This window comes from Streptococcus sp. CCH5-D3, assembly GCF_001556435.1.
Classification (GTDB): Bacteria; Bacillota; Bacilli; order Lactobacillales; family Streptococcaceae; genus Streptococcus.
The window spans coordinates 1-20,505 of sequence record NZ_LSIW01000081.1 but is presented as its reverse complement, the minus strand read 5'-3'; the positions used below and the strand labels follow the sequence as shown (position 1 = coordinate 20,505).

The following is a 20,505-nucleotide window of genomic DNA, read 5'->3' as shown; positions in this document are numbered from 1 at the left end:
ATGCGTAAGGTTGTGATTCCTTTGGCTATTCTAGCTCTGATTGGTTTGGATCAGTGGTTTAAGCATTGGGTTGTGGCAAATATTGCCCTTAACCAAGTTATCAAGGCTATTCCTGGACTTTTCAGCTTGACCTATCTACAGAACCGTGGTGCTGCCTTTTCGATTTTACAGGATCAGAAATATTTCTTTGTGATTTTGACGGTTCTAGTGATTGGTGCGGCTTTGGTTTATCTGGTTAAGAATTATCAGAAGAGTCTTTGGCTGGTGCTATCTTTGGTTTTGATTATCTCAGGTGGTATTGGTAACTTTATTGACCGTCTGCACTTGGGTTACGTGGTTGATATGGTTCAGCTTGATTTTATTGATTTTGCGATATTTAACGTGGCAGACTCCTATCTAACGGTGGGTGTGCTACTCTTGATTTTAATCTTATGGAAAGAGGAAAATGGAAGTCATCATTAAAGAGGCGGGAAACCGTCTGGACAAGGCTTTGGCAGATTTGACAGAATTGTCACGTAGTCAGGCCAATGAAGCAATCAAGGCTGGGACAGTCTTGGTTAATGGTAAGTCGGCAAAGGCCAAGTATGCGGTTAAAGAGGGTGATGTCATCACCTATGAATTGCCAGAAGAAGAGGTCTTGGAGTACAAGGCTGAGGATATTCCTTTGGATATTATCTACGAAGATGCGGATGTGGCAGTGGTCAACAAACCTCAAGGTATGGTGGTCCATCCCTCAGCTGGTCACACGTCTGGTACCTTGGTCAATGCCCTGATGTATCATGTCAAGGACCTCTCGTCTATCAATGGTGTGGTTCGTCCAGGAATTGTCCACCGTATCGACAAGGACACGTCTGGTCTTCTTATGATTGCTAAGAATGATAAGGCTCACAATGCTTTGGCGGCGGAGCTTAAGGATAAGAAGTCCCTTCGTAAGTATGTGGCTATCGTGCATGGCAATCTGCCTAACGATCGAGGCGTGATTGAGGCTCCGATTGGGCGCTCAGACAAGGACCGCAAGAAGCAGGCGGTTACAGCTAAAGGAAAACCTGCAGTTACACGATTTACCGTTCTTGAACGTTTTGGCAACTATACCTTGGTAGAGTTGCAGCTGGAAACAGGTCGCACGCACCAGATTCGTGTGCACATGGCTTATATCGGTCACCCGGTGGCGGGAGATCCTCTTTATGGGCCACGCAAGACCCTCAAGGGCCATGGCCAATTTCTACATGCCAAGACCCTTGGTTTCACGCATCCTACGACTGGAGAATTGGTCGAATTTACAGCGGAAGAACCTGCTATTTTCAAGGAAACCTTGGAGAAGCTGAGAGAAGCTTAACAGTTATTAAACGGATAGTCTTTCTTGGGAGAGACGTCCGTTTTTTTCTTGTAAAAGAGTCTGAAATTTGCTATAATTTACCTAATTAAATAAGTCCTTTAATCACTGTCCAGAGAGGCAGGCAAGGAGCCATGAGAAGTGTACGGGTGAACTGTACTCATATTTTTGTGTATCTCCTTGTTTTCGAGGGGATTTTTTTGTATTTAGAAAGGTTCTTTTTATGAAGAAAAAAGAAATCGTCGATGACGTAACCATGAAACGTGCCATTACACGTATCACTTATGAGATTATTGAGCGTAACAAAAATCTCGACAAGATTGTCTTGGCTGGTATTAAGACACGTGGTGTTTATATTGCTCAGCGTATCCAAGAGCGCTTGAAACAGTTGGAAAACCTTGATGTGCCATTGATTGAGCTTGATACTAAGGCTTTCCGTGATGATGTTAAGGCTGAACAAGACACATCTGTTTTCCCTATTGAAATTGATGGAACGGATGTTATCCTTGTGGATGATGTGCTTTACACAGGTCGTACGATTCGTGCAGCTATTGACAATATCGTTAGCCATGGACGTCCAGCGCGTGTTGGTTTGGCTGTCTTGGTTGACCGTGGTCACCGTGAATTGCCAATCCGTGCGGACTATGTTGGTAAAAATATCCCAACAAGTGAGTCAGAAGAAATTGAAGTGTTGGTGACAGAAGTTGATGGCAAAGATAGCGTCAACATTATTGATCCAAGCTAAGTTGGCTGACAGATAGGGTGAAACGCCCTTTGTATCTTGTTAATTGAACACGGGACTCATTTCTTAGGAAAAAAGATAAGTCTCCTAGCACTCTTGTGAGTGCATTGTCGACTTCCTATTTTTCTACAGAAATGTTTGGCTAAGCCAAAACGTCCCTTTGTATCTTGTTTAATTGAACACGGGCTAAGAGCTGTGTAAAATAGATAAATCTTCCTAGAAGCTAAAGCTTCGGCGTCAGATTTCCTAATTTTACTTTGCTCTTTATACGCCCTTTGTATCTTGTTTTAAGGAGTCCTTTGATATCGTGAATAACGTAAAATATGATGTGAATGATATGCCAAAACCTGGTTTATTGGTTGGTTTGTCATTCCAGCACTTGTTTGCCATGTTTGGTGCGACGGTGCTTGTGCCGATTTTGGTTGGGATTGATCCCGCTATTGCTCTTTTCTCATCTGGTTTGGGAACTTTGGCTCACTTGACGGTGACCAAGTACAAAATTCCAGCTTACATGGGGTCTAGTTTTGCCTATATTGCGGCTATGCAGACACTTATGAAGACTGATGGCATTGCGGCCGTGGCTCAAGGTGCCATGGCAGGTGGTTTGGTTTACTTGCTTGTGGCTCTGATTGTTAAGTATGCGGGTAAAGACTGGATTGATAAGGTCCTTCCACCAATTGTGGTTGGCCCTATTATCATGGTGATTGGTTTGAACCTTGCGGCTAATGCAGTCAATGATGCGACAACTTTAAATAAAAGCTATAGTATCTATGCTCTCTTGATTTCTATGGTGACCCTCTTTGCGGTTATCCTCTTTAACATGTATGGCAAGAAGATTATCGGTGTTATCCCAATTTTACTTGGTTTAATTGTGGGCTATATTTTCTCAGCGGTTCTTGGTTTGCTGACAGGACATAGCTTTATCAATTTCTCAGAGGTAGCAGCGGCACATTGGATTCAGGTTCCAAACTTTGACATTCCATTTGTGGATTATAGCTTCAAGCTCTATCCAAGTGCGATTTTGACCATGGCTCCGATTGCCTTTGTGACGATGACTGAACACTTTGGTCACGTCATGGTTCTAAACAGTTTGACTGAGCGTGATTACTTTAAAGATCCAGGTCTTGACCGTACCCTTACTGGTGATGGTTTGGCACAGATTATCGCTGGATTCTTTGGAGCTCCTCCGGTAACTTCTTATGGTGAAAATATTGGGGTTATGGCCCTCAGTAAGGTCTACTCAGTTTACGTTATTGCGGGCGCAGCAGTGATTGCGGTCTTGATGAGCTTTATTGGTAAGCTATCAGCACTCTTGCATTCTATTCCAACTCCTGTATTAGGGGGATTATCTATTGCCCTCTTTGGGGTTATCGCTGCTAGCGGTTTGAAAATTTTAGTTGAACATAAGATTGATTTTGATAATAAAAAGAATCTCTTGATTGCTAGTGTTATCTTGGTTTCTGGTATCGGTGGTTTGATGATTGACCTTGGTGGTCTTCAAATCACGGGTGTGGCAAGCTCAACTATTCTTGGTATCTTGCTCTATCAAATTTTGCCAGATCCTAAAAAAGGTAGTAAAGATTAGTCAATCAATTTAAAAGGAAAAACTATGGCGATTGCAGATGGAAAAGTGTCACTGATACATTTGGTGACCATGGAAACCCTCACGAATGAAGAGGTCTTGGGCCTGATTCGTCGAGGTGGAGATTTTAAAAATGGCAGAGCTGATTTCCAGCTGGATCGACAGTATTTCGCTGCCAATCTCTTTTTTGAAAATTCAACACGAACACACAAGTCCTTCGAAGTGGCTGAGAAAAAACTTGGCTTGGATGTGATTGAGTTCGATGCTGGAACTAGCTCGGTGAATAAGGGTGAGACTCTCTATGATACCATTTTGACCATGTCTGCCTTGGGCGTTGACATCTGTGTGGTTCGCCACTCGGAAGTCGATTACTACAAGCAGTTGATTGATAGTAGGACTATTCAGACCTCTATTGTCAATGGTGGTGATGGTTCAGGGCAACACCCAAGTCAGTGTTTGCTTGACTTGATGACCATTTACGAAGAGTTCGGAACCTTTGAAAATCTTAAGATTTGTATTGCGGGTGACATTACGCATTCGCGTGTCGCTAAGTCCAATATGCAGATTCTCAAGCGTTTGGGTGCTCAGCTTTATTTTGCTGGTCCTGCAGAGTGGTACTCGAATGAGTTTGATGTTTATGGTCAGCATGTGGCCATTGACGACGTCATTGAGGACTTGGATGTTCTCATGTTGCTTCGTGTTCAGCACGAACGTCATGGGGACGATAAAGGATTTTCAAAAGAAGACTACCATGCTCTCTATGGTTTGACTGAAGAACGTTATGCCAAGTTAGCTGATCAGGCGATTATCATGCACCCTGCTCCGGTTAATCGTGATGTGGAGATTGCTGATAGCCTGGTTGAGGCGCCTAAGGCTCGTATCGTTGCTCAGATGCAAAACGGGGTCTTTGTCCGTATGGCAATTATTGAAGCTATTTTAAATGGCAAAGCGTAAACAACGTTAACCGATTCCTGAGAGAATCAGACGAAAAAGAACATGGGCTAAATCTTTGAAAAGAGACAAATCTTCCTAGAGGCTAGAGCTTCTTTGTTAGATTTGATTTTCATTCAGATTTTAACGCCCTTTGTATCTTAGTGAAAGGAACAATTTACTATAATGGCAAAACGTTTACTTATTTTGGAAGACGGCACTATTTTTGAAGGTCAGGCCTTCGGTGCTGATGTGGATGTGACGGGTGAAATCGTCTTTAATACTGGTATGACAGGTTATCAAGAATCTATCACAGACCAGTCTTACAATGGTCAAATTTTGACTTTTACTTATCCACTTGTTGGTAACTACGGTGTTAACCGTGACGACTATGAGTCAATTACGCCAACGACTAAGGGTGTCGTTGTGTCAGAGGCTAGCCGTCGTGCCAGCAACTGGCGTAACCAAATGACCTTGGATGAGTTTTTGAAAGCGAAAAACATCCCTGGTATCTCTGGTATTGATACACGTGCCTTGACTAAGATTATCCGTCAACACGGTACCATGAAAGCCACTTTGGCTAATCCTGGTGACAGTATCGAGCACTTGCAAGATCAATTGCGTGCGACTGTTTTGCCAACCAACAATATTGAGCAGGTATCAACTAAGACAGCCTACCCAGCACCAGGTGTTGGTAAAAATATCGTTTTGGTTGACTTTGGTCTCAAGCACTCTATCTTGCGTGAGTTTTCAAAACGTGATTGTAACGTGACTGTTGTGCCACATGATATCACTGCTGAAGAAATTCTCCACCTTAATCCAGATGGTGTGATGTTGTCAAATGGTCCAGGTAACCCTGAAGATGTACCGTATGCACTTGATATGATTCGTGGCATCCAAGGTAAAATTCCAATTTTTGGTATTTGTATGGGTCACCAATTGTTTAGTTTGGCGAATGGTGCCAAGGCCTACAAGATGAAGTTTGGTCACCGTGGATTTAACCATGCGGTTCGTGAAATTGCGACTGGTCGTGTTGATTTCACCAGCCAAAACCATGGTTATGCCATTGACCGTGAGTCACTTCCAGATTGCCTCATGGTAACACATGAAGAAATTAACGATAAGTCAGTTGAAGGTGTTCGTCACCGTGACTTCCCTGCATTCTCAGTGCAATTCCACCCAGATGCAGCACCTGGTCCACACGATGCTAGCTATCTCTTTGATGAGTTCTTGGAATTGATTGATGCTTTCCAAGCTGAAAAAGCACGTCGTTAATTGCAACTGTCTAGTGACTATAGTGGGGTGTGACTCTTGTTCGCCCCAGTCTACTACCTTATTTAATGACAACCAGAGAGTTGTCAAATAGAAAGGAGAAGATACAGGTTCACGGAAGTGAACATGCCCTAAGGACTGTGTGAAAAAGATAAACGGTGACTAGACGCTTAGGCGTCGTCACGTTTCCTATTTTCACTGGGTCCTTAACGGGCTTTGTATCATAAATTATGCCTAAACGTTCTGATATTAAAAAAATTATGGTTATCGGGTCTGGTCCTATCATCATTGGTCAGGCTGCTGAGTTCGACTACGCTGGTACGCAAGCCTGCTTGGCCTTGAAAGAAGAAGGTTACAGTGTTGTCCTTGTCAACTCTAACCCTGCGACAATCATGACTGATAAAGAAATCGCAGACAAGGTTTACATTGAACCAATTACGCTTGAATTTGTTACACGTATTCTTCGTAAAGAGCGTCCTGATGCTCTCTTGCCAACACTTGGGGGACAAACTGGTTTGAACATGGCAATGGAATTGTCAAAAGCTGGTATTCTTGAAGAGCTTGGAGTAGAGCTTTTGGGAACAAAATTGTCTGCCATTGACCAAGCCGAAGACCGTGACCTCTTCAAACAATTGATGGAAGATTTGGAACAACCTATTCCAGAATCTGAAATCGTCAATACGGTTGAAGAAGCAGTTGCCTTTGCGACAGAAATTGGTTACCCAGTTATCGTGCGTCCTGCCTTTACCCTTGGTGGTACTGGTGGTGGTATGTGTGCCAACGAAGAAGAACTTCGTGAAATCGCTGAAAATGGCTTGAAATTGTCACCAGTAACACAATGTTTGATTGAGCGTTCTATCGCTGGTTTCAAGGAAATAGAATACGAAGTTATGCGTGATGCCGCAGACAATGCTCTTGTGGTATGTAACATGGAAAACTTCGACCCAGTGGGTATCCACACAGGGGACTCAATCGTATTTGCCCCAACGCAAACCTTGTCAGATATTGAAAACCAAATGCTTCGTGATGCCAGCTTGAAGATTATCCGTGCCCTTAAAATTGAGGGTGGATGTAACGTACAGTTGGCTCTTGACCCTAATAGCTTCAAGTACTATGTTATCGAAGTAAACCCTCGTGTATCACGTTCATCAGCCCTTGCCTCAAAAGCAACTGGTTACCCAATTGCCAAATTGGCAGCCAAGATCGCTGTTGGTTTGACACTTGATGAAATGATTAACCCAGTCACTGGTACAACTTATGCCATGTTTGAACCAGCTCTTGACTATGTGGTTGCTAAGATTCCACGTTTCCCATTTGATAAATTTGAACATGGTGAACGTCGCCTTGGTACTCAGATGAAAGCAACAGGTGAAGTTATGGCTATCGGTCGTAACATCGAAGAGTCACTTCTTAAAGCCTGCCGTTCACTTGAAATCGGTGTTTACCACAATGAAATGTCTGAGCTTGCGGATGTCACAGACGATGCCTTGGTTGAAAAGATTGTCAAAGCTCAAGACGACCGTCTCTTCTACCTTTCTGAAGCCATCCGTCGTGGATACACTATTGAAGAATTGTCAGAGTTGACTAAGATTGATATCTTCTTCCTTGACAAATTGCTCCATATCTTTGAATTGGAACAAGAATTGGCTACTCACGTAGGCGATGTTGATGTTCTGAAAGAAGCTAAACGTAACGGTTTCTCTGATCGTAAGATTGCTGATCTTTGGAATCAAACAGCCGACCAAGTTCGTGCGACACGTTTGGAAAATCATATTGTTCCTGTCTACAAGATGGTTGATACCTGTGCAGCTGAGTTCGAGTCATCAACACCGTATTTCTACTCAACTTACGAGTGGGAAAATGAATCAATCAAATCTGATAAAGAATCTGTCATCGTTCTTGGTTCAGGTCCTATCCGTATTGGACAAGGGGTTGAGTTCGACTATGCGACAGTTCACTCTGTAAAAGCTATCCAGGCTGCAGGTTACGAAGCTATCATCATGAACTCTAACCCTGAGACGGTTTCAACAGACTTCTCAGTTTCAGATAAACTTTACTTCGAACCATTGACTTTCGAAGACGTGATGAACGTTATCGAATTGGAACAACCTAAGGGTGTCGTGGTTCAGTTTGGTGGACAAACAGCCATCAACTTGGCAGAGCCATTGTCTAAAGCTGGTGTGAAAATCTTGGGTACACAGGTTGCCGACCTTGACCGTGCCGAAGACCGTGACCTCTTTGAACAAGCCCTTAAAGATTTGGACATTCCACAACCACCAGGACAAACAGCGACAAATGAAGAAGAAGCAGTTGAAGCAGCTCGTAAGATTGGCTTCCCAGTTCTTGTTCGTCCATCATACGTTTTGGGTGGACGTGCCATGGAAATTGTTGAAAATGAAGATGACCTTCGTTCTTACATGCGTACAGCCGTTAAGGCAAGTCCAGACCACCCAGTTCTTGTTGATAGCTATATCATCGGACGTGAGTGTGAAGTGGATGCCATCTCTGATGGTAAGGATGTCTTGATTCCAGGTATTATGGAACACATCGAGCGTGCAGGGGTTCACTCAGGGGACTCAATGGCAGTTTACCCACCACAAACCCTTTCTAAGAAAATCCAAGAGACTATCGCTGACTACACTAAACGCTTGGCTATTGGTCTTAACTGTATCGGTATGATGAACATTCAGTTCGTTATTAAGGATGAAACGGTCTATGTTATCGAGGTTAACCCACGTGCTAGCCGTACCGTACCATTCTTGTCTAAGGTTACTGATATCGCAATGGCTCAAGTTGCTACAAACTTGATTCTTGGTAAATCATTGGCTGAGCAAGGTTACAAAGATGGTCTTTACCCAGAAAGTAACCATGTCCATGTCAAAGCACCAGTCTTCTCATTCACAAAATTGGCTAAGGTAGATAGCCTCCTTGGACCTGAAATGAAGTCAACTGGTGAAGTTATGGGTACAGATGCGACTCTTGAAAAAGCGCTCTATAAAGCCTTTGAAGCATCTTACCTCCACTTGCCAACCTTTGGTAATGTCATCTTTACTATTCATGATGATACTAAAGAAGAAGCCCTTGACTTGGCCCGTCGTTTCGATGCTATCGGTTATGGTATCTACGCAACTGAAGGAACAGCTAAGTTCTTGAATGAACACGGGGTTCACGCAACGCTTGTTAACAAATTGGGTGAAAATGATGATAACGACATTCCAGCCCTCGTTCGTACAGGTAAAGCGCAAGCTATTATCAATACGGTTGGTAACAAACGTACTTATGACGAAGACGGAGCAGCTATCCGTAGCTCAGCTATTGAAGCTGGAATTCCACTCTTCACAGCGCTTGATACAGCAGATGCTATGGTGCGTGTGCTTGAAAGCCGTAGCTTTACAACAGAAGCTATCTAATTTTAAAACAGAGTCTCAGCATTGCTGGGACTTTTTTTATTGAAGACACAGTTTTCTTTTGAGACTTTTCTTGGGTGATGGCGGACGTCAGCGATCTTCTTCGAAGTTCCATGACTAAGTTTTGAGCCGAACGTCTCAAAACTTCCGAACGCCTGAGACTAATTGCTTCAGGCGTTTTCATCACTGCCAAAAGTCTCGGTCTAAGCTGACTAGGTTCGCAAAATCTATTTCATATTTAAAAATAGTTTAATTATGTTCTGAATCTCAACCTTGCTGAGGAGTTTTCTTACACAAATGTAAGCTAGAAAGTTAAAAATGAAAGCTAAGACCATGGTTTAGACTACTTAAATTCTGCTATACTAGAAACATGATTATTACGACATCTTTACGGGGAAACGAGACCTTGATTGCGCGTGCCCAAGAACTAGCTCTCGACCTCGGAGCTGACTACCAGCCTCGGCGCAAGTTATCTTTGGCGAAATGTTTAGAGCACTTTGGACCTTTCTATCTCCTATATAAAGATAGACTGTCTTTTATCAATTCGGATGCTAGTGAGTTGACCTTCCATCCAGATACGGCTGCTCTCAGGATTAAGGCTCCCCATGACGCTTTAGTCAGTCTTTTAGGTAAGTCTCCCAAGGCTATTCTTGACACGACTATGGGTTTGGCTTCTGATAGCCTAGTGATGGCAGCAGCGGGAAATCAGGTGACTGCCCTTGAGAGTCAAGATGTGATTTTTCAGGTGGTTTCTCGTGGTCTTGCCTCTTATCAGACGGATGATAAGCAGCTTGAAAAGGCCATGCGTTCTATTAAAGCTATTAAGAGCGATAGCCTATCCTTTTTGAAATCTCAGTCTGATCACTCTTTTGATATCATCTATGCCGATCCTATGTTTTCAGAGATCATCAAGGAATCGGAAAATCTACAAGCTATCAAACCTCTAGCTAATGGTAGCCGTCTGACAGAAGAATGGCTAAAAGAAGCTAAACGTGTTGCACGGGAAAAAATTATCATCAAGGCACATTTTCGAGATATCGTTTTTGAAGAACTTGGTTTTGAACGCCAGGTTCGGCCCAATCAAAAGCTACATTATGGTGTCATGGATGTAAACGAAGGCCATTGACACTGAAAGTTAAAAGTATTACAATTGTTTTACTTATGTGATACAAAAAGAAAAGAGAGACATATGCGAAAGAAAATCAGTCCAAAGTTATTTAAAAATAAAAAAAGAGTTTGGATCATTGGAGGAATCGGCTTCCTTGTCCTTTTGGTTCTAGGCTTTAACCTTTTTGCAGGTGGTGGCAAGAAAGATAAGGCTTCTGAGTCCCCTACAGCAAGTAAGGTAACTAAGGGGCAGCTAGCCTCGTCGACCCTTCTGACTGGCATGGTGAAGGCTCAGTCGGAACAGTATGTTTATTTTGACAATACCATTGGACGCAATGCCACTGTGACAGTCTCTGTGGGTGAGGAAGTTAGCGTCGGTCAGCAACTGGTCCAATACGACAGCACCTCAGCCCAAGCGGCTTATGATACGGCTAGTCGTGCCTACAATAAGGCAGTTCGTGACCGTAATTATTTCCAACAGTATGGGACGACTCCTGCGGCTTCAGCACAAACAAGTAGTGATTCGGATGAGGATGATTCGACAACTACCGTTAGTCCTCAACAGCGTCAGCAAACCGAGGCAAGTAATTACCAAACCTTGCAAGATTATAATGATGCTATTGCCAATGCAGCATCGGAGCTAGAAAAGGCACAAGATGTTCTCAACCAAACAGTGATTGTTTCAGATGCTAATGGGACAGTCGTAGAAGTTGCGGACTCTGTGGACCCTGCTTCAAAAGAGAGCCAAACCCTAGTTCATGTGACAAGTGAAGGCCAATTTGAGATTCAAGGGACCTTAACAGAATATGACATTCCAAATATTTCAGTGGGGCAAAAGGTCAAGATTACTTCCAAAGTATACCCAGACCAAACTTGGACAGGGAAGGTCAGCTATGTTTCCAATTATCCTAAGCAAAATGCCAACCAGTCAACGGGGACATCTGGCAACTCAGGTCAGTCAGGTTCTCAGTATGAATACAAGGTTCAATTGACCAGTCCAATCGGAAAACTGAAGCAAGGTTTTAATGTATCACTTGAAGTGACCAAAGATGATGATGCCTTGTTGGTTCCTGTAACTGCTGTGACCAAGAAAGGCTCTGACAACTATGTCTGGGTTTACGATGATGAAACTCAGAAAATTAAGCAAGTCAAGGTTAAACTTGGCAATGCGGATGCCAAGCAACAGGAAATTGCTTCAGGACTTAAAGAAGGTCAAAAAGTTATCACCAAGGCAGATAAATCCTTTAAGGATGGCGAAACCCTAAAAGATGTGACGGATGCTGATAGCAAACAATCAAAAGACACTAGTGGAGAAGAGGTGAGGTCTAGTGACTAAGCCAGCACTTATGGTTTTAAAGAGCATCACCAAGTCTTTCAAAAATGGTCAAGAGTCTTTGCAGGTCCTTAAGGGTATTGACTTGTCAGTTGAAGAAGGTGATTTTGTGGCTATCATGGGTCCTTCTGGTTCAGGGAAATCAACCCTCATGAATATTATCGGACTTCTTGATCAACCGACTACAGGTTCCTATCAACTCGAGGGCGAGGATGTGGCTGAACTCTCTGAAAATCGTCTAGCCAAGGTAAGAAATGACCAGATTGGCTTTATCTTTCAACAGTTTTTTCTCTTGCCAAAGTTAAGTGCCCAAAAGAACGTAGAGCTTCCCTTGATTTATGCAGGGAAATCTCCACGTGAACGTAAGCAAAGGGCACAACAATTCTTGGAAAAAGTTGGCTTGTCAGACCGTAGCCATCACCTACCATCGGAGCTGTCTGGTGGACAGAAGCAGAGGGTTGCCATTGCGCGTGCACTGTCTAACGATCCGGCAATCATTTTGGCGGATGAACCTACAGGTGCTCTTGATACCAAGACAGGGATGCAGATTATGGAGCTCTTAACCCAGCTGAACCGTGAAGGAAAGACTATCATCATGGTTACTCATGAGCCAGAGATTGCGGACTATGCCCGACGTAAGATTGTCATTCGTGATGGTGAAATCACCCAGGACACGACGGACAGCGTTCGGATTGACTAGGAGGTAAGAATGGAAAATTGGAAATTTGCTCTTAGTTCTATTCGTTCACACAAGATGCGGTCCTTCCTGACCATGTTGGGAATTATCATTGGTGTTGCTGCGGTAGTACTTATCATGGGGCTAGGAAATGGAATGCGTCAGAGTGTTACCGATAGTGTGACTGGTGACAAGGATACAGTTCAAGTCTACTATGAAGCCAAGGGTGAGGAGCTAGATCCTGCCTATGCAGATTTGGCACAACCTACCAAACCGGTTAAAGAAGTTTGGTTGGAGCAAGTGGCTAGGCAGACGCCTGGTATTGATAGTTATTTTGTGACTAACAGCCTAACTTCCTCTATCTCCCTCCAAAAAAAGACCGTGAAGAATGTTAATATCACAGGTGCCAGTCAGGGCTACTTTAAAGCTAAAAAGTTAGAAATGTTGACAGGACGTTCCTTGCAAGACAATGATTATAAAAACTTTTCACGAGTTATTGTCATTGATCAGATGGTGGCTAAAAAACTCTTTGAGACGAATGGGGATGCCCTTAACCAAGTGGTTACTATTGGGAACAATGATTATCGTGTGATTGGTGTTTATAAGAATAAAGACACAGCAATCGGTGCTTATGGTGAAATTGGAACAGCTCTTGTGGCCAATACCCAGTTAGCGGCTGAAAATAACACTGATGCTATTGGCCAGATTTTTTTCCATGTGACCGATGTGAAAAATAGTAGTAGCGTTGCTAAGGATGCTGCTAAACGCTTGACCCAGTTGGCCCAAGATGACAATGGAGAATATAAGGCAGCAGATATGAGTTCGGCCCTAGATCAGGTGAATACGATCTTTGGAACCATTACCACCGTTGTCGGAGCTATTGCTGGGATTTCATTATTAGTTGGCGGAATCGGTGTTATGAACATCATGTTGGTTTCGGTAACTGAGCGGACACGAGAGATTGGTCTTCGTAAGGCTTTAGGTGCTACACGTCGTAAAATCTTGACTCAGTTTTTGATTGAGTCGATGGTTCTGACCATTCTGGGAGGTTTGATTGGGCTAGGCTTTGCAGCCCTAGTTGTTGGACCAATTGGGAATGCCATGGACCTTAAAGCGACGGTTTCTCTTGGTGTAGCCATGGGAAGCATAGCCTTCTCAGCAGCTGTAGGGATTATCTTTGGCCTTCTACCGGCTAATAAAGCTTCAAAACTCGATCCTATCGAGGCCCTTAGGTATGATTAGAAATAACCTCTTGAAATCTTTAGATTTTGAGAGGTTTTATGGTCTTCGAAAAAAGATAGAGAAAAAAATAAAAAAATTGCATTTTTTTCTTGACGTCTGATTTAGGTCATGATATTATAAATAAGGTTTGAAAAAACTGACCTAAGACAGTTGGGGAGCAAGACTCGTAAACATCCAACCGAGGCACAAAACGTAACTATTTTTTTGTAACGTATTGTACTTTCGTGTCTAGGTTTAGGTACGATTTTTTTGTGCCTAGCCCAAAAATAAAAACGGAGGTAAAACTACTAATGAGTGAAGCTATTATTGCTAAAAAAGCTGAACAGGTTGCTATCGTCGCTGAGAAAATGAAAGCAGCAGCATCTATCGTTGTTGTTGACTCTCGTGGACTTACAGTTGACCAAGATACAGTTCTTCGTCGTAATCTTCGTGAATCAGGCGTTGAATTTAAAGTTATCAAAAACTCTATCTTGAGCCGTGCAGCTGAAGAAGCAGGTCTTGAAGACCTTAAAGAACTTTTTGTTGGTCCATCTGCAGTAGCATTCTCAAACGAAGATGTTATCGCACCAGCAAAAGTTATTAGCGAATTTGCTAAAGACGCAGAAGCTCTTGAAATCAAAGGTGGTGTTGTTGACGGTGCGTTCACTTCAGTCGAAGAAATCAACGCTCTTGCATCACTTCCAAACAAAGAAGGTATGCTTTCTATGCTCCTTTCTGTACTTCAAGCGCCAGTGCGCAACGTTGCATACGCTGTCAAAGCGGTTGCAGAAAGCAAAGAAGACGGTGCTGCATAAGCCCATCTTCACAACTCGTAGCCTAAGCTACGTTTAAAACACTATATTAAAAAACACATTTGGAGGAAATCACAATGGCATTGAACATTGAAAACATTATTGCTGAAATTAAAGAAGCTTCAATCCTTGAATTGAACGACCTTGTAAAAGCTATCGAAGAAGAGTTTGGCGTAACTGCTGCTGCTCCTGTAGCTGCTGCTGCAGCTGGTGCTGCTGACGCTGGTGCTGCTAAAGATTCATTCGACGTTGAATTGACATCTGCAGGCGACAAAAAAGTTGGCGTTATCAAAGTTGTACGTGAAATCACAGGCGAAGGTCTTAAAGAAGCTAAAGCTATCGTTGACGGTGCACCATCAGTTATTAAAGAAGGTGTTGCTGCAGCTGAAGCTGAAGAAATCAAAGCTAAACTTGAAGAAGCTGGAGCTTCAGTTACTCTTAAATAATAGTCATATAGCTATTTAATTGCGGAATCCTACTATACCGGTTTTTTATTGCGATAAGCGATTATGAGAAACTGTTTGAATTAATAGGTTCCCTACCAAAAAAACTGCCAAATTTATTTTTGGCAGTTTTTTTGTTTTTCTATTTTAGATTGGTTTTGTTTATCATATCCTCTACTATGAGATTGAAATATGAACGCTTTTTTTGATTTATTGTCTTTTCGCTTGAAATAATTAAAGCATATATGAATAGATTGTCTCCTACATCATAATTTATATCTGATACTCGCATTTTTTTACTATATTGGAGTTTGACTGTGAAGTCAAAATTGTCCTTAACAATAAGTTCGATCCAATTAGAATTATTTTTTTCGAATTTATGAATGACTTCTCCGTATACATAACATTTTGCGTATGGTTTGGGATACGAGAATCCTAATTTCTTTTGATTATCAAAAAAGTGCTCAGATAGTTCACTTTGCGATTCAGAAATTGAATCAATTATGATAAATTGATCAACACCTCCAAAACTATTTTGTTTATTTTCAATATGTGCTGTAATTATCACATATTGATTTTTACTAATATAAAATATTTTTGGATCATATCTAAATATTAAGTAAGTATGTCTTAGTCCAGCGCCATTTCGAATAAATAATTTTAAGTAAGAGTAATCCTCATTATTTTCTATATTTATGATTTTTCCTCTTGCAATAACTGTATTTCTTCTCCTATTTTTTATTTGGGAATTGACATGATTCATCATTTATTATCTCCTTATTTTCAATTTTTCTAAATATATTATGTTTGATATTAGTCGTAGAAAAAATACGAGAACTAACCTTTTTATAAATTTTCATTTTCAACAGTCAATTCTTCACAATGAAAATCTGATTCATTATCTGTTTTAGCATCATATCCAAATAGCAAAGTAGGGGGTGGATCACGTCTTTCACCCTCTAAGTAATCTCGTTCGTGTTGTGCAAGTTTTTCATTTAACTCTGTATCATGACGAATAATATTATAACGTTCGTATTTTTTAGAACCAAATGTTTCAGACAGTTTTTGTTTAAATATATTCCAGAGGTTCTCTTTATTTTTTAAGAAATATGTTTTGAAGCAACTTTCGGCTAGATCGATACTCTCTTGCAGAATATTAATTGATTTCTTTAAAAAAGTATTCTCCTCTCTTAATTCTTTATTTTTCTTTTTAATTTTAGTAATCTCTTCGAGGTTTGCTTTTTTCATCTGAATTTCAATGTCTAACTCTTGTTTAGTTTTCAAGATCTCTGACAGCTCCTTTTTATTTTTCTCTGCTTCAGATTTAGCATTTTCAGCCCACATCTTTTTCTCCTCAATTTTTTGATCCAAGTTTTTAAGTTTTGTAGTTCGTTTGTAAATCTCAGTATCCAGATGGTTAGCTATTGTTTTAGATTTGCCACTTTCTTGAACTTGAACTCCATGATTTCTAGCCGTTGTTCGAAGTAGTTCGCGTTGAGCTGCTTGCCATCTCGTCTGTGCTGTTACTAAATCCTTATTTTTTTTAGAACCTGTTGTGTAGTAGCCCATTTCTTTAAGGGCACCTTCTTGACCGACTTGAATGCTTAAGCCTCTTTTATTTTGTCGTTTGACTAATATGAAATCAACATGAAGGTGAGGGGCAGAACCAGGTTCATCTGCATGGAAATAAGCGCCGAAAACGACGGCATTAGGGTTATTTTTTTTGAATTGATCTAAAAAATCTGTTAGAATCTTTTCTGATTCTACGATTGTGGGATGATGGTTAACATTTCCAATTGTAAAAATCGCTTCGTGGCTGGTAGCAGGATTACGATTGGGATCACGTTTATAAGCTGAAAGTACTTTCGTATGATAGTCTATAATTTGTCTGTCAGACCGAGTTTGTTTCGAATTATATTCAAGCACAGCCTGTCCGAAAATTTTATAATAAGCCTGTTTTATAGGTCGGTCTTCTATGATTTTAAAATAACCTTCGGGATGTATATGATCCTCCGAGTTGGTTATGTTGCGATTACGAATATTATGATCACGACTCATCTTTTTTCCAAAGTGAGCTGAAATAGTATATGCATTGTCCATAACTTTCTCCTTTATTTATTGATTATGTCTGATAAGTTGAAAATAAAAAAACAGATTATGACGAATTTTTTAGGGGATGATGAAGACAGTCCGCAGAGTCTGACGCTGCTTATAACACAATATACATAATGACAGAGTCATTATTATTGTGGTCTTGCAGACGGCTAGGATTGCATCCTCTTTTTCCAAAATTATTTGGAAAAATTCACCTCTCTGTTGGCAAAGGTAAGCTATTTTTCTAAATAAAAAAAGAGATTAAAAGAATCTCGCCTTTATATTTAAGTGATTGTGAAGAGGTTTTATCAATACGTCAATTGACACGTATATAAACTGGGAAGACTAGAGATATTTGAGGCTGGTATGGAAAGCAGCACTAAAAGAGTAAATACTTCTCAAGAATTTATCAATATACTCTATATCATATCTTTAAAATTAGTTACTCAAGCAAAGGGAATGGACATGGTATAGATTTGTCCACTGTTCGAGAGGTTTTAGAAAGGTATCCTAATTGTTCTTTATCAACACGATTTAATGACTATCATTCTAAATAGACGCTAAAAATAAAACATGTAACTGACTCGATATTTGTTTTCAAAGGACATATATTTTTAGAATGATAGAAAATTTCCGATAAACGAATATAATAAATTGCTAGTATTGACAATTTTTTGACTGTTTATGACTTACACAGTTTGATAAGGATAGTCGTGCTATACTCTTTTGCATAGGAAAGAGTTATGAAAAAGACAAGGAGATATTATTATGAAAAATAGTTTTTACCATGTTGCTCAACGTTTCTCAATTCGTAAGTACTCTTTTGGTGCTGCTTCTGTTCTTTTAGGAGTTTTCCTACTTTCTGGTGTACAGACTGCTCATGCTGATGAGCAAGTAGCTGTTTCTGATTCAACTACAAGTATTACTAGTGATAATGGAGTTGTATCAGATAAAGTAACTTCTTCAAACTCTGAGATTGTTCTTTCTGAAGCTAATGTTTCAATTCCAAAGGAAAGTTTAGCACCTGCTGAAGCTCCTTCAGCTGCTGTGACTCCAGAAAAGACAAGTGAAAGTTCTCAGCGTGTTGAAACAGTTACTACGAATGAAACTCACAAAGTTGAAAATACTACTGAAGCGATATCAACAGTAGAAGAAAAGGTTAACGTAGCGACAAATACTGATAAGGCATCTGATAGAAAAATTACTACTCCAAACATTTCTAATGAGGTAAATAAAAAAGTTGAGTCTGAGGTGCGTGAAGATAAGAAGACTGAAAAAGTTACTGTAACAGAGAAAATTTCTGAGCCAAAAGTTCCTGAAATTATAACAGATAATAAACCATCAACACCAAGTACTGGTTATTCGCGATTATTCAGTGTTGGAAATATTAGACGACCAATGTCAAGAAGTACTGTTATTGGAGACAACTACCCATGGCCGAATGCTGCAATACCTTATGCTGAAGTTGATCCTTGGGGATTATATAAACGTGAATGTGTCTCTTTTGTAGCTTACAGATTGAGTACAGTGAATGGATTTACAATTCCTTATGCATATGGTAATGCAAATCAATGGGGATATCGTGCTCAAAATGAAGGCTATCGTGTTGACATGAATCCGGCAGCTGGCTCAGTTGCGTGGTTTACTGGTAATAAGGGATTTCATGTTGCATGGGTTGTAGGTGTAAATGGGGAAAATGTTGAGATTGAAGAATATAATTATGGATATACAAATCGATATAACCATAGGTTTATTCCTAGAAACTCTGCAAGTGGTTACATCCATTTTAAAGACTTAAAAGGTGGAAATACAAGTATTCCCGATGCTCCTACACCAACAAATAATACGGGTGGTAGCTTAGCATCGTCTGGAGCCTATCAATTTACTGAGCGAGTAAGTATTAAGGCGGAACCTAAAATGTCTGCTCCAGAACTAGCCTATTATGAAGCAGGGAATACTGTCAATTATGATAAAACACTCCAAGCAGATGGTTATGTCTGGATTTCTTATCTATCATATGCAGGAAACCGTCGCTATATTCCAGTACAAAAGCTTTCAACTGAGGTAAAACCAGAGGTTAAAGGAACCATTAACGTTACAAATAAGAATGACCAATCAGGTACTTTTGATGTTGTTATCTCGAATGTTTCAAGTAATGTTGGACTAAAAGAAGTTCAAGTTCCAATTTGGTCAGCAAAAAATGGACAAGATGACTTGAAATGGTATAAAGCTGTTAAACAATCTGATGGTACCTATAAGACTTCTGTAAAAATTAGTGATCATAAGAATGACAGAGGAGAATATCTTATCCATCTTTATTATGTTATTGATAGTGGTAAACAAATTGGTGTAGGTGGAACAACGACAACTGTAGAAAGTGCTTCAACTACATCTAATCCTTCTAAACCATCAATTCCTAATAGTGGTGTTTATACTTTTAAAGGCCATGCAAGTATCAAAGCAGAACCAAAGATTTCTGCACCTGAGTTGGCATATTATGATGCTGGAAATACAGTAAATTATGATAGCCTTATTCAGGCAGATGGTCATTATTGGATTTCTTATTTATCATATTCAGGTGCACGTCGTTATATTGAGATCAGTTAAGTTTTAAAGGCTATCCAATTTTAGAAGATGTCATAAAAATATTTCTATATTTTTGTGTAATAGTATTGAAATATAGAAATAAAAATGTTATATTTATGACAAAAAATAATCAATAAAGGAACATCACTCATGAAAAATACAAGCAAACTTATTGGTTTAGTATTAGCTCTTATCGTAGTTATTCTCGCTATCTTTTTGGTGACTAAATTTAACAGCCATGAATCAGCTCGTGTTGGCACAAGTAGCAGTTCAGTCAAAACAGTTAAGAAGTCATATTCAAGCTCAAGTAAAGCTGTTAAGAAGGATAAGAAATCAGCTCAATCATCATCTTCAGCAGTCACAAATGAAGAAAATGACAATCAGGCCTCAGTAGTGACACCTAAAGCTTCTTCTCAAGAACAAGCTCAAGCAGGCACTACAGATGGTGGTCAAGTGGCTGAAGCTACAGTTGGAACAGATAAGGATAAATCTGAGAAGGGTACAAATAATAGTCAATCATCACTTAACTTTGGTGCCCTTGATAATGGTGATATTAGCTCTATTGTGGGAACTTGGACTAATGCGAATGGTGAATCAGTTACAATTAACGCTGATGGTACAATTATTAAAAACTCAACAGGTTATACTGCTCAATTGAAGCCTCAAGGAGTTTCAGATAATACATTCAATGCATCGGTGGTATCTCAAGATGATAGTGTAGCCTTATCCGTTGTGGCAGGAGGAGTAGGAAGCTCAGATTATCTTGTTATTGGGGCAAATGGACCATATTACCGTAACTAGTATGAAAAAGATTGCTATTTATTTAGTAATCTTTTTACTTTTCCTTTTGCTTTTTTGGAAAATAACGAAAATGTAAGTATAAGTCGGTCATTTTCCGATTATGACAAAAAATGGACAGTTTATGATTTAGGTGTGAACAAGTCAAATAAATTTGGTATACTAATGG

17 protein-coding genes and 1 other annotated feature are annotated in these 20,505 nt (G+C 40.3%); of the genes, 15 read left to right on the top strand and 2 right to left on the bottom strand.

What is annotated here, in order from left to right:
- From lspA to rplL, 13 genes are all read left to right on the top strand, one after another.
- Positions 1–462, top strand: a complete 462-nt coding sequence (lspA, locus tag AX662_RS05550) for a signal peptidase II (RefSeq protein ID WP_021144555.1) — start codon at positions 1–3, stop codon at positions 460–462.
- Positions 446–1,336 (top strand): RluA family pseudouridine synthase, encoded by an 891-nt coding sequence (locus AX662_RS05545; protein ID WP_002886027.1) that lies wholly within the window; start codon positions 446–448, stop codon positions 1,334–1,336. The genes lspA and AX662_RS05545 overlap by 17 nt, the downstream gene beginning before the upstream one ends.
- A gap of 220 nt (positions 1,337–1,556) precedes the next feature.
- A complete protein-coding gene (pyrR, locus tag AX662_RS05540) occupies positions 1,557–2,078 on the top strand; it encodes a bifunctional pyr operon transcriptional regulator/uracil phosphoribosyltransferase PyrR (RefSeq protein ID WP_002890254.1) in 522 nt (173 codons plus the stop codon).
- 304 nt (positions 2,079–2,382) lie between these two features.
- On the top strand, positions 2,383–3,660 hold the full coding sequence (locus tag AX662_RS05535) for a uracil-xanthine permease family protein (RefSeq protein WP_048676126.1): 1,278 nt from the start codon (positions 2,383–2,385) through the stop codon (positions 3,658–3,660).
- A 24-nt stretch (positions 3,661–3,684) separates the two neighbouring features.
- Positions 3,685–4,611 carry an aspartate carbamoyltransferase catalytic subunit gene (locus tag AX662_RS05530; protein WP_060971855.1) on the top strand — a complete coding sequence of 309 codons (927 nt, stop codon included), beginning with the start codon at positions 3,685–3,687 and terminating at the stop codon, positions 4,609–4,611.
- A 162-nt stretch (positions 4,612–4,773) separates the two neighbouring features.
- The gene (locus AX662_RS05525; RefSeq protein ID WP_060971854.1) at positions 4,774–5,862 is read left to right on the top strand and encodes a carbamoyl phosphate synthase small subunit; all 1,089 of its coding nucleotides are present in this window, start codon (positions 4,774–4,776) and stop codon (positions 5,860–5,862) included.
- Between the two features lie 227 nt (positions 5,863–6,089).
- Complete coding sequence (carB, locus tag AX662_RS05520) at positions 6,090–9,269, top strand: carbamoyl-phosphate synthase large subunit (protein WP_060971853.1); 3,180 nt, start codon at positions 6,090–6,092, stop codon at positions 9,267–9,269.
- A 367-nt stretch (positions 9,270–9,636) separates the two neighbouring features.
- Positions 9,637–10,392 (top strand): class I SAM-dependent methyltransferase, encoded by a 756-nt coding sequence (locus tag AX662_RS05515; protein WP_060971852.1) that lies wholly within the window; start codon positions 9,637–9,639, stop codon positions 10,390–10,392.
- Between the two features lie 63 nt (positions 10,393–10,455).
- The gene (locus AX662_RS05510; protein WP_060971851.1) at positions 10,456–11,709 is read left to right on the top strand and encodes an efflux RND transporter periplasmic adaptor subunit; all 1,254 of its coding nucleotides are present in this window, start codon (positions 10,456–10,458) and stop codon (positions 11,707–11,709) included.
- 10 nt (positions 11,710–11,719) lie between these two features.
- Positions 11,720–12,406, top strand: a complete 687-nt coding sequence (locus AX662_RS05505; protein ID WP_155124436.1) for an ABC transporter ATP-binding protein — start codon at positions 11,720–11,722, stop codon at positions 12,404–12,406.
- 9 nt (positions 12,407–12,415) lie between these two features.
- Positions 12,416–13,624, top strand: coding sequence for an ABC transporter permease (locus AX662_RS05500; RefSeq protein WP_060971850.1), 1,209 nt, complete (start codon positions 12,416–12,418; stop codon positions 13,622–13,624).
- A 122-nt stretch (positions 13,625–13,746) separates the two neighbouring features.
- Positions 13,747–13,883, top strand: a sequence feature (ribosomal protein L10 leader region).
- A 31-nt stretch (positions 13,884–13,914) separates the two neighbouring features.
- Positions 13,915–14,418: a 50S ribosomal protein L10 gene (gene rplJ / locus AX662_RS05495; RefSeq protein WP_003095623.1), complete on the top strand. Its 504-nt coding sequence runs from the start codon at positions 13,915–13,917 to the stop codon at positions 14,416–14,418.
- 74 nt (positions 14,419–14,492) lie between these two features.
- Positions 14,493–14,861: a 50S ribosomal protein L7/L12 gene (rplL, locus tag AX662_RS05490; protein ID WP_004183006.1), complete on the top strand. Its 369-nt coding sequence runs from the start codon at positions 14,493–14,495 to the stop codon at positions 14,859–14,861.
- A gap of 139 nt (positions 14,862–15,000) precedes the next feature.
- Here rplL and AX662_RS05485 read toward each other — a convergent pair whose 3' ends face one another.
- Positions 15,001–15,624 carry a hypothetical protein gene (locus AX662_RS05485; protein ID WP_060971849.1) on the bottom strand — a complete coding sequence of 208 codons (624 nt, stop codon included), beginning with the start codon at positions 15,622–15,624 and terminating at the stop codon, positions 15,001–15,003.
- Positions 15,625–15,704: 80 nt separating this feature from the next.
- The gene (locus AX662_RS05480) at positions 15,705–16,958 is read right to left on the bottom strand and encodes a hypothetical protein (RefSeq protein ID WP_060971848.1); all 1,254 of its coding nucleotides are present in this window, start codon (positions 16,956–16,958) and stop codon (positions 15,705–15,707) included.
- Between the two features lie 762 nt (positions 16,959–17,720).
- Between AX662_RS05480 and AX662_RS05475 the strand changes: the two genes are divergently transcribed.
- On the top strand, positions 17,721–19,559 hold the full coding sequence (locus AX662_RS05475) for an SH3 domain-containing protein (RefSeq protein WP_060971847.1): 1,839 nt from the start codon (positions 17,721–17,723) through the stop codon (positions 19,557–19,559).
- A gap of 129 nt (positions 19,560–19,688) precedes the next feature.
- Positions 19,689–20,339: a DUF6287 domain-containing protein gene (locus AX662_RS05470; protein ID WP_060971846.1), complete on the top strand. Its 651-nt coding sequence runs from the start codon at positions 19,689–19,691 to the stop codon at positions 20,337–20,339.
- The last annotated feature ends 166 nt before the right edge of the window (positions 20,340–20,505 follow it).

What these genes read in the sequence shown, in the direction of transcription:
- lspA (WP_021144555.1), top strand. Translation starts at nt 1, where the DNA reads ATGCGTAAGGTTGTGATTCCTTTGGCTATTCTAGCTCTGATTGGTTTG.
- AX662_RS05545 (WP_002886027.1), top strand. Translation starts at nt 446, where the DNA reads ATGGAAGTCATCATTAAAGAGGCGGGAAACCGTCTGGACAAGGCTTTG.
- pyrR (WP_002890254.1), top strand. Translation starts at nt 1,557, where the DNA reads ATGAAGAAAAAAGAAATCGTCGATGACGTAACCATGAAACGTGCCATT.
- AX662_RS05530 (WP_060971855.1), top strand. Translation starts at nt 3,685, where the DNA reads ATGGCGATTGCAGATGGAAAAGTGTCACTGATACATTTGGTGACCATG.
- AX662_RS05525 (WP_060971854.1), top strand. Translation starts at nt 4,774, where the DNA reads ATGGCAAAACGTTTACTTATTTTGGAAGACGGCACTATTTTTGAAGGT.
- carB (WP_060971853.1), top strand. Translation starts at nt 6,090, where the DNA reads ATGCCTAAACGTTCTGATATTAAAAAAATTATGGTTATCGGGTCTGGT.
- AX662_RS05515 (WP_060971852.1), top strand. Translation starts at nt 9,637, where the DNA reads ATGATTATTACGACATCTTTACGGGGAAACGAGACCTTGATTGCGCGT.
- AX662_RS05510 (WP_060971851.1), top strand. Translation starts at nt 10,456, where the DNA reads ATGCGAAAGAAAATCAGTCCAAAGTTATTTAAAAATAAAAAAAGAGTT.
- AX662_RS05505 (WP_155124436.1), top strand. Translation starts at nt 11,720, where the DNA reads ATGGTTTTAAAGAGCATCACCAAGTCTTTCAAAAATGGTCAAGAGTCT.
- AX662_RS05500 (WP_060971850.1), top strand. Translation starts at nt 12,416, where the DNA reads ATGGAAAATTGGAAATTTGCTCTTAGTTCTATTCGTTCACACAAGATG.
- rplJ (WP_003095623.1), top strand. Translation starts at nt 13,915, where the DNA reads ATGAGTGAAGCTATTATTGCTAAAAAAGCTGAACAGGTTGCTATCGTC.
- rplL (WP_004183006.1), top strand. Translation starts at nt 14,493, where the DNA reads ATGGCATTGAACATTGAAAACATTATTGCTGAAATTAAAGAAGCTTCA.
- AX662_RS05485 (WP_060971849.1), bottom strand. Translation starts at nt 15,624, where the DNA reads ATGATGAATCATGTCAATTCCCAAATAAAAAATAGGAGAAGAAATACA.
- AX662_RS05480 (WP_060971848.1), bottom strand. Translation starts at nt 16,958, where the DNA reads ATGGACAATGCATATACTATTTCAGCTCACTTTGGAAAAAAGATGAGT.
- AX662_RS05475 (WP_060971847.1), top strand. Translation starts at nt 17,721, where the DNA reads ATGAAAAATAGTTTTTACCATGTTGCTCAACGTTTCTCAATTCGTAAG.
- AX662_RS05470 (WP_060971846.1), top strand. Translation starts at nt 19,689, where the DNA reads ATGAAAAATACAAGCAAACTTATTGGTTTAGTATTAGCTCTTATCGTA.